Origin of the sequence: Mycobacterium scrofulaceum (assembly GCF_001667885.1) — a bacterium.
In the GTDB taxonomy this organism is placed as follows: Bacteria; Actinomycetota; Actinomycetes; order Mycobacteriales; family Mycobacteriaceae; genus Mycobacterium; species Mycobacterium scrofulaceum_C.
This window is the reverse complement of the sequence record NZ_LZJW01000115.1, coordinates 1-9,453: the sequence shown is the minus strand read 5'-3', so window position 1 is coordinate 9,453 and position 9,453 is coordinate 1. Positions and strand designations below refer to the sequence as shown.

General features: G+C 66.4%; 9 protein-coding genes. 2 read left to right on the top strand and 7 right to left on the bottom strand.

Going from position 1 to position 9,453, the window contains the following annotated elements; genetic code table 11:
• The 5 genes from A5681_RS17600 to A5681_RS17580 all read right to left on the bottom strand — a co-directional run.
• Window positions 1-860: serine/threonine-protein kinase (locus A5681_RS17600; protein ID WP_156738033.1), on the bottom strand; the 860-nt coding region annotated here is incomplete at its 3' end.
• A 165-nt stretch (window positions 861-1,025) separates the two neighbouring features.
• On the bottom strand, window positions 1,026-2,168 hold the full coding sequence (locus tag A5681_RS17595; RefSeq protein ID WP_067277634.1) for a BTAD domain-containing putative transcriptional regulator: 1,143 nt from the start codon (window positions 2,166-2,168) through the stop codon (window positions 1,026-1,028).
• A gap of 265 nt (window positions 2,169-2,433) precedes the next feature.
• Window positions 2,434-3,132, bottom strand: a complete 699-nt coding sequence (locus A5681_RS17590; RefSeq protein WP_067277628.1) for a hypothetical protein — start codon at window positions 3,130-3,132, stop codon at window positions 2,434-2,436.
• 135 nt (window positions 3,133-3,267) lie between these two features.
• The gene (locus tag A5681_RS17585) at window positions 3,268-5,166 is read right to left on the bottom strand and encodes an ABC transporter ATP-binding protein (protein WP_067277626.1); all 1,899 of its coding nucleotides are present in this window, start codon (window positions 5,164-5,166) and stop codon (window positions 3,268-3,270) included.
• Window positions 5,163-6,920 (bottom strand): ABC transporter ATP-binding protein, encoded by a 1,758-nt coding sequence (locus A5681_RS17580; protein WP_067277632.1) that lies wholly within the window; start codon window positions 6,918-6,920, stop codon window positions 5,163-5,165. Before A5681_RS17580 ends, A5681_RS17585 begins: the two co-directional genes overlap by 4 nt.
• A 183-nt stretch (window positions 6,921-7,103) precedes the next feature.
• Here A5681_RS17580 and A5681_RS17575 point away from each other — a divergent pair, with 183 nt between their 5' ends.
• Entirely contained in the window at window positions 7,104-7,661 is a 558-nt protein-coding gene (locus A5681_RS17575; protein WP_067277623.1) for a DUF3558 domain-containing protein, read from the top strand.
• Complete coding sequence (locus tag A5681_RS17570) at window positions 7,658-8,200, top strand: DUF3558 domain-containing protein (protein WP_067277615.1); 543 nt, start codon at window positions 7,658-7,660, stop codon at window positions 8,198-8,200. The genes A5681_RS17575 and A5681_RS17570 overlap by 4 nt, the downstream gene beginning before the upstream one ends.
• 1 nt (window position 8,201) lies before the next feature.
• On the opposite strand, the gene A5681_RS17565 is transcribed toward A5681_RS17570, so the two are convergent.
• Entirely contained in the window at window positions 8,202-8,702 is a 501-nt protein-coding gene (locus A5681_RS17565; RefSeq protein ID WP_156738032.1) for a SixA phosphatase family protein, read from the bottom strand.
• Between the two features lie 34 nt (window positions 8,703-8,736).
• Window positions 8,737-9,453 (bottom strand): HNH endonuclease signature motif containing protein (locus tag A5681_RS17560; RefSeq protein ID WP_156738031.1); only part of this gene is annotated, 717 nt, incomplete at its 5' end.

Genomic DNA, 9,453 nt, shown 5'->3' with positions numbered 1-9,453 from the left:
ATGGTGGCGGCGTGGTCTTGGTCGGGGTCGCTGAGGGCTTCGTGGGCGGCCAGCGCCAGGTCGCCGGCGCTGGCGTAGCGGTCGGCGGGCTTTTTGGCCATCCCACGAGCGATCACCGCATCGAAAGCCTTAGGGATGCCGGGGCGCAACGTGGTGGGCTGAGGAATCGGATCCATCATGTGCGCGGTGACGAGAACGCTGACGCTGTCGGCACGATACGGCGGTGAGCCGGTGAGGCATTCGTAGAGCACGCAGGCCAGGGCGTAGATGTCGGCGCGGTAGGTGACCTCGGCGTTGGAAAAGCGTTCCGGGGCCATGTATTTCCACGTCCCGACCGCGGTGCCCAGCTGGGTGAGCTTTTCATCGGTGGTCGCACTGGCAATCCCGAAGTCCACCAAATAGGCGAAATCATCACGGGTGACCAGAATGTTTTGCGGTTTGACATCGCGGTGCATCACCCCGGCGGCGTGGGCGGCATCCAACGCCGAGGCGATCTGGGTGATGATGGCCACCGCGCGCGGCGGCGCCAACGGACCAAAACGTTTGAGCACGCTGTCTAAGTCGGTGCCCTCGACCAGACGCATCTCCAAAAACATCTGCCCGTCGATCTCGCCGTAGTCATGAATGGGCACCACATGCGGTTCCTGCAAACGACCGGCGGTGCGGGCTTCGCGTTTCATCCGCTCCCGAAACACCGGGTCCTTGCTGAAGGTCTCCGAGAGCAACTTGACCGCCACCGTCCACTCCTTGACGGTGTGCTCGGCCTCATAGACCTCCCCCATCCCACCCCGGCCCAACAGCCGTTTTAGGTGATAAGGCCCAAAATCCGTGCCCACCCGCGAGGCCTGCTCATCACTCATCGCTGATCCTTCTCACCCCAACCACCACAGCACCGACACCCCACAATTGCCGGGCACACCACCTGCCCGCAACCCCCCACCCAGCAACCACGACCGTAAGCCCCCACCCACCCTCACGCACCACAAACACCCCGATCCGCTTGGGCCGAGGTGCCGGCCGATTGCCTAACCCTGCGTGTCCGAGGCGATCTGGAAGGTGAACTCGTGGTCGCAGATGCGGACCTGGTCGCCGTCGCGCAGCGTGGCGGCCGAGCGGATCCGCTCTCCCTGCACGTGAACCCCGTTGGAGGACCGGAGGTCGTTGATGATGAAGCTGGTTCCCGTGTCGACGATGACGGCGTGGTGGCGGCTGACTTTGGGGCTGTCGAGAACGATGTCGTTGTCCGGGAGCCGCCCGATCCGGGTCGCCGCCGCTCGCAGCGGATAGCTGCGTCCCGACGTCTCGTGCAGGTAGGCGATCGCCTTCTGGCCCGACACCATGGTGTGCTGTTCGAGCACGGTGACCGTGTCGACGGCGGCGGTTTTGGCGGTTCGTTTCACGTCCAGCGGTTCCTGCCGCAGGATCTGCTCGTTGAGCGCTCGCAGCGTCGGGCCGGGGTCGATCCCCAGGTCATCGGCGAGCGTGGTCTTGACGCGTCGATAGGCGGCCAGGGCGTCGGATTGGCGATCGGCGAGGTAGTAGGCGGTGATCAGCTGGGCCCACAGCGGCTCGCGATAGGGGTGTTCGACGGTCAGCGCCTCCAGTTCGGTGATCACGGCGGACGCACGGCCGCAAGCGATTTCGGCCTCGGCCTTTGCGCCGTGGACCAGCAGCTTCTCCTCGACAAGGGAAGTGGCGAAGGTATCGACGAATCCGAACTCGCGTAGGTCCTCGAGCACCGGTCCGCGCCATTCGGCCAACGCGGCCGTCAGGTGCCGGCTGGCCTCTTCGAATTTGCCCGTAGCGGCCGCATGCACCCCCGCGGTCTTTTCGGCGATGAACCGTCCCAGATCGTAAGCGTTTTCGGCGATACTGAGCCGGTATCCCGGCGGCGCCGCCGCCAGGACTACCCGCGGGTCGATGCCGGCATTGCTGAGCAGCTTGCGCAGGTTGGACACATAGGAATGAATGCTCGCCCGTGCCCCCGACGGCGGCTCGTCGTCCCAGAGGGCCGTGATCAGCCGGTCGACCCCCACCGGGCTGTTGTGGTTCATCAGCAGCATGGCCAGCACCGCCCGCTGCTTGGGGGTGCCCAAGGCCACCAGGGTGCCGTCGACGCTCATCTCCAACGGCCCGAGCAGGCCGAGTTCGAGACGTTTGTCCACCATCGCTGATCGGTCCTTCCGGTCCTGCGAGCGCACCTGGGAGATGTCCTAACTTGCCATTGTGATATCAATCCCGGCGATTTCGGTAGTGACGCGCGATTTGTGCGTGTTTGAGCCCGGGGCGCTCGCTGAAGCGGGCACGAATGAAATGCCTTCCCTCCCAGAAGGAGGGGCGGGGCCCGTCGCGAACGGGTCTGGCGCTCAGGCGAAGACGCACGCGACGGACAGCCCTGGGCCGCCCGCCGCGTGATCCGAAATCAGCTGTGCCTCACATGGTGGCGACAATCAGCTCGTGACTGGCTGCCCAGGCACGCATGAATAGCGCCATCGGGACTTGGGAGTCACGGCCGTTGGGGTCACCGCTGTCGTTCAGGTGGACGATGTTGTAGGCGGCGTCGACGCCGGTGACCACGACGGCGTGGTCACCGATCGGGTTGCCGTTCTCGTCCGTGGTCTCGACGGGTGTGTGCCAGATCAATTCGCCGTTGACGCTGACCATCACCTTGTGACCGGTGCCCAGCAGCTGCTCGATTCCTTCGATGCCCGCGGGAACGCCGGTCTTTGCCGCGTGAGCCTCGTCGCTGACCACTCCGTAGACGTTGTACAGCTTGAGCAGCGTCGGAACGTCGCCGAACATGGTGCCCTGGCCCGAGTTCGGGTCTTCGGTGTCCGACGGCTTGATGTAAATCGAGCCGGGGTGGATGGTGCTGGGAGTGGCCTGGGCCTTCTTGATGATGGCTTCCTCCGAGGGTTCCTTGCCGGTGATCTGGCCGATCAGGTCGGCGGCGGCCATCAGGACGCAGTCGTCGTACTTTTGGTGGCGCCACCATTTGGCGGCGGCTGCGGGGTCGCCGTACGTGGTGCCCGAGGCCGCTTGGGCCGGGCCCGCCACTCCCAGGGCGATCGCACCGGCGGCGACCGCCAGGACGGCGGTCTTCGCGATGCTGCCGATCTTGCTGGTCTTCATGGAGTGTCCCTCTCTCAGTCCGCTTCCGTCGGCGGGCTTTCGGTATCTGAGAGAAGGTTCCGACCTTGGCCTTTTCGTTACCTCAATGAATTCTCAACGTGACGTGACGGTGGCCCACAGAACCGCGCTGTCGGGTTAGGCCCTGGTCATCGCGTAGTAGGCGCCCTTTCGGGCCAGCAGCTCGGCGTGGCCGCCCTGCTCAACGATCCGGCCCGCCTCGATGACGACGATGCGGTCGGCGTCGCGGATAGTCGAAAGGCGATGCGCGATAATAAAACTCGTGCGATCCCGGCGGAGCTCCGACATGGCACGGGCGATCAGCGCCTCGGTGCGGGTATCAACGGAGCTGGTCGCCTCGTCCAGGATCAGCAGCCGCGGCCGGGCGAGGAATGCTCGCGCGATGGTGATCAATTGCTTCTCGCCGGCGCTGATATTTCCACCGCCGCCGCTGACTCGGGTCTCGTAGCCGTCGGGCAACGTGTGCACGAACCGGTCGACATAAGCCGCCTTCGCGGCCTGCACCACCTCGTCGGGGCTGGCATCGGGCCGCCCGTAGGCGATGTTCTCCGCGATCGTCCCGTCGAAGAGCCAGGTGTCCTGCAGGACCATGCCGATCCGCGAGCGCAACGACTGCCTGCTCACGGTGGTGATATCGATCCCGTCGACCAGTATCCGGCCGGAGTCGACGTCATAAAACCGCATGAGAAGGTTCACCAGCGTGGTCTTGCCCGCGCCGGTCGGTCCGACGATCGCCACCGTGCTGCCCGGCTCGGCCACCATCGACAGGTCGTGAATCACCGGGGTATTCGGGCGGTAGCCGAAGCTCACGTGTTGGAACTCGACCCGTCCGGGCCGTTGTGCGGTGCCGCCGTCGGGAGCCGGTTCGGGGTCCGGTGGCTCTTCGGGTTCGTCGAGCAGATCGAACACCCGCTCCGCGCTGGCCACTCCGGATTGCAGGGTGTTGTACATCCCGGCCACCTGGCTCAGCGGGGCGTTGAACTGCCGCACGTATTGGATGAACGCCTGGATTCCGCCCAGGGTGATGTGGCCGGTGGCCACCTGCAGGCCGCCCACCACGGCGACGGCCACGTAGCCCAAATTGCCGATGAACGATGTCGCCGGTGCCACCAGACCGGAGAAGAACTGGGCGCCGAAGCTGGCCTGGTAGACGTTGTCGTTGTAGTCGCGGAACTGCTCGCGCGCGGCGGCCCGGTGGCCGAACGTCTTGACCACCGTGAATCCGCTGTACGTCTCCTCGATGTGGGCGTTGAGGCGACCGATGCTCGTCCATTGGGCCACGAACAGGCGCTGCGCGCGGCGCGCGATCGCCCGCGTGGCAACCAGCGACAGCGGCACTGTGGCCACGGTGATCAGGGCCAACAGCGGCGAGATGGACAGCATCATGGCCAACACGGCGACGATGGTCAGGACCGACGTCACCAGCTGGCTGATGGTCATCGACAACGACGACTGCACGTTGTCGATGTCGTTGGTCACCCGGCTCAGGAGCTCGCCGCGTTGCCGCCCGTCGAAGTACGACAGCGGCAGTCGGTGGATCTTGTCCTCCACGTCGGAACGCAGCGCGACCATCGTGCGCTGCACGGTGACGTTGAGCAGCCGCGCTTGCGCCCAGATCAGTAGCGCGGAAACGAGATACAGGACCAACGCCAGCGCCAGGGTGCGGGCCACCGCGCCGAAGTCCACGCCCCTGCCGGGCACCACGTTCATGCCCGAGAGGAGGTCGGCGAAGGTGTTGTCGCCACGGGCCCTGGCCGCGGCGACGGCCTGCGCCTTGCTGAGGCCGGCGGGCAACCGCCGTCCGATGACACCGTTGAACAGCAGGTCCGTGGCGTGGCCGAGGATTCTGGGGACGATGACCCCGATCACCGTCCCGGTGACGCCCAGGACGATCACCGCGATGCTCAGTCGCCGTTGCGGCACAAGCCGTTTCACCAGCCGGGCCGCCGAACCCCAGAAGTCGCGGGAGCGCCCGGCCGGCGCAGGCGTCAGGCCGCGAGTGGCGGTCACGGTCATGGCGTGCCCCCGACGTGGCCCGACCGGACCGCGCTCATCGATTGCGAGTCGGCGAACTGCGCATAGGTGGGGCAGTCGGTGAGCAGCGATTCGTGCGTGCCGGTCCCGACCAGTTTTCCGCCGTCGATGACGATCACTTGGTCTGCCTGGGCGGCCGTCGAAACCCGTTGCGTGACAACAATAACGGTGGCCTGACCTGAGATCCGCGTCAGCGATGCACGCACCCGCGCGTCGGTGTGGACGTCGAGTGAGCCGAACGAGTCGTCGAAGATATAGATGACAGGGCGGCGGATCACCGCCCGCGCGATTGCCAACCGTTGCCGCTGACCGCCGGAGAAGTTGATGCCGCCCTGAGCCACCCGCATCCCCAGCCCGTCGTCGTGTGCGCGCACGAATCCGTCGGCGTCGGCGATGCGCAACGCTTCCCACATCTCGTCGTCGGTCGCGTCCGCCTTGCCGTAGCGCAGGTTGTCCGCCACGGTCCCGGAGAACAGGTAGCCGCGCTGGGGAACCAGGCCGATCGCGGACCACAGCCGCTCGGTGTGGTAATCGCGAACATCGACGTCGTCGATCAGGACAGCGCCACGGGTCACGTCGTAGAGCCGGCAGATCAGCGACACCAGCGTCGACTTGCCCGAACCGGTGCTGCCGACGATGGCGGTGGTGGTGCCGGGCCGTGCGGTCAGCGAGATGTCCTGCAGGACAGGGCGGTCGGCGCCGGGATAGCTGAACGTCGCGCCCGCCAAGCGCACCAGGCCGGTGATCCCGCCGCGCGGGAACGCCGGGTTCTCCGGGTCGTCGACGGCGGCCTTGGTGGAGAGCACTTCGGTGATCCGTTCGGCGCAGACGGAGGCTCGCGGCAGCACCACCAGCGTCATGGTCGCCATCAACACCGCCATCAGAATCTGGGTGAAGTAGGCCAAGAACGCGGTCAGCGAGCCGACCTGCATCTGGCCGCGATCGATGCGCAGCCCGCCGAACCAGATCAGCGCGACGCTCGACGCGTTGACGGTCAGCGTGGTTACCGGGAGCATCAGTGCCTGCCAGTTGCCGGCGGTCAGCGCGGTATTCGACAGCGCGGCGTTGGCGCGCCCGAACCGCTCTCGCTCGTAGCCTTCGCGGGCGAACGCCCGGACCACCCGAACGCCGGAGAGCTGGTCGCGCATCACCCGATTGATGCCGTCGATCAGGCCCTGCATCCTGCGGAACAACGGCAGCATGTGCGACATCACCCAGTAATTGGTGACGGCCATGACGGGAACGCTGACCAGCAGCAGCCAGGTCAGGGCGGCCTCCTGGTGAATGGCCATGAAGATTCCGCCGATGCACATGATGGGCGCGGTGACCAGCACGGTGCTTGAGATCTGCACCAGGTACTGGATCTGGCGGACGTCATTGGTGCTGCGCGTCAACAGCGTGGGCGCGCCGAAGCGGGCGGTCTCGTGTTCGGAGAAGGTGGTGACGTGTTCGAACATCGCGGCGCGCAGGTCGCGACCGAAGCCCATGCCGGTCTTCGAGCCGAAGTACACCACCGCGACCGCGCACAGCACCTGCAGGCCGGTGACCGAGAGCATCACCAAGCCGAGCCTGACGATGGTACCGGTGTCGCCCTTGGCGACGCCCTCGTCGATGATGGCGGCGTTGACCGTCGGTAAGTAGAGCGACGCCAGTGTGCTGATCAGCTGAAGCACCATCAGCACCGCGACCAGCCGCCGGTACGGCCGGATGTACTGGCGCAGCAGTGCCAGGAGCATTTCGTAACTGTCGCACACGGCGAGTCCCGCGGCCGCCAGCAACCGCCGGATCGGCTGACTCGTGCGCCGGGTGCGGCGGCGCGACCGAAACGCCTGCTCAGGCGCGTCGGTGGTTGACCCGCTGAGCTGCCGCTACAGTGCATCGTGTGGACCGGCAGCAGGCTGAGAAGAAGCAGGGTCGCGGTGCGGCGTAACTCGAGGGCGCTGGCCGCTGCCGTGTCAGCCCTGGCGATCCTGATCCCCGCGGTTGCGGCGTGCTCCGATTCCGGGAGCAACAAGCCGGGAGCGACGTCGTCGACGGCGCCGGGGAACTCGGAGGGCCATCACGGGCCGATGTTTCCCCAGTGTGGGGGCATCAACGATCAGACCGTGGCGGAGCTGACCAAGGTGACCGGCCTGATCAACACCGCCCGTAACTCCGTCGGCTGCCAGTGGCTGGCCGGCGGCGGCATCCTGGGTCCGCACTTTTCGTTCTCCTGGTATCGCGGCAGTCCGATCGGGCGTGAACGCAAGACCGAGGAGCTGTCGCGCGCCAGCGTCGACGACATCAACATCAACGGCCACGGCGGCTTCATCGCCATCGGAAACGAGCCCAATCTGGGTGACTCGCTGTGCGAGGTGGGCATCCAGTTCCAGGACGACTTCATCGAATGGTCGATCAGCTTCAGTCAGAAGCCGTTCCCGCCGCCCTGTGACATAGCCAAAGAATTGGCGCGTCAGTCGATTGCGAACTCCAAATGACCAGAACCAGCGTCCGCGCCGTCGTAGCCGTCTTGATCACCGCGCTGGTCGTGTTGACCGGATGCTCGAGGTCCGTCGGGGGGACCGCGGTCAAGGCGGGCGGTCCTACCCGCAACAACAACTCCCAGCAGCAGTATCCGAACCTGCTCAAGGAGTGCGAGGTGCTCACCAGCGACATCCTCGCCAAGACGGTGGGCGCGGACCCGCTCGACATTCAGAGCACCTTCGTCGGCGCGATCTGCCGGTGGCAGGCGGCCAACCCGGCCGGGCTGATCGACATCACCCGGTTCTGGTTCGAGCAGGGCAGCCTGAGCAACGAACGCAAGGTCGCCGACTTCCTCAAGTACAAGGTCGAGACGCGGAACATCGCCGGGATCGATTCCATCGTGATGCGTCCCGACGACCCGAACGGCGCGTGCGGGGTGGCCAGCGACGCGGCCGGCGTGGTCGGGTGGTGGGTGAACCCCCAGGCGCCCGGCATCGACGCGTGCGGTCAGGCGCTCAAGCTGATGGAGTTGACGCTCGCCACGAACTCCTAAGTCAGCGCGGGATTTCGAAGCCGATCAGCGCGGCGCGGCCGAGTTCGAGGCCATTCCATCCGGACGTGACCGTCAGCACGGCGATCGCCGAAGTCGGGAACTTGATCGAAATCCGTTCCGCCACGGCAACATCGGTGCCAGCACCGCCGAGGCCGAGTGCCACCGCGGACATCGTCGGCTCGTGGCCGATGACAAGCAGCGTCCGGATTTCCTCGCTGACCGTGTTGATTTCTTCGATCATCGTGCCCGGGGTGGCGCCGTAAAGCCGCTCGCTGTACCGCACCGGGGCGTCGATACGCGTGTTGGCCAACGTCTGCCGGGTGCGCGTCGCGGTGGAGCACAGCACCGCGTCGATGGTCGGGGCGTGGGCACGCAGCCAGTCGCCGGCGAGGCCGGCCTCGCGAATTCCCCGTGGCGCCAACGGCCGTTCGTGGTCGGCGACGCCGGGCGGATAGTCAGACTTGGCGTGCCGCATCAACAGCAATGTGCGCTGGTCTTCCACGGAGGTCACGCTAACTAATCAGGAACCATTACCGCTATGCCGCGTCGTCATCGTCGTCGTCGTGTTCGCCGCGTAGGAGTTTTTCGGGGTGGTGGAAGGTGTTGGTGCGGGGTTGGCCGCGGTCGTGGTGTGGGGGTGGGATCCATTCGGTGTGGCCGGTGGTGTTTTTGCGGGTGCTCCAGCCGCCGGGTTTGAGCAGGCGGTGATGGGGTCCGCAGGCGAAGGTGAGGTCGTCGATGTCGGTGCGCCGGGTTTTGGCGTAGTCGGTGACGTGGTGGACTTCGGAAAGGTAGCCGGGCACGGTGCAGCCCGGCGCTGAACATCCGCGGTCGTGGGCGTAGAGGACGATGCGTTGGCCGGGAGAGGCCAGCCGTTTGGTCTGGTAGAGGGCCACGGGTTTGGCGTTGTCGAAGACGGCCAGGTAGTGATGCGCGTGGCGGGCCAGCCGGATGACATCGCTGATCGGCAGGCGGGTGCCCCCGCCGGTGCGGCCGTGGCCGGCGGCGGTTTGTAGCTCGGCCAGGGTGGTGGTGATGATGATGGAGGCGGGTAACCCGTTGTGCCGGCCCAACTTCCCCGAGGCCAGTAGCGCCCGGTTGGCTGCCAGCAGCGCGTCGTGGTTGCGTTGGGCCGTGGCGCGGGCGTCGCGGTCGATCGCGTCCTGGCTCGGCGCCCCGTCCACGCAGGGGGTGTCGTCGGCCGGGTTGCACATGCCCGGGGCGGCGAGTTTGGCCAGCACCGCCTCGAGGGT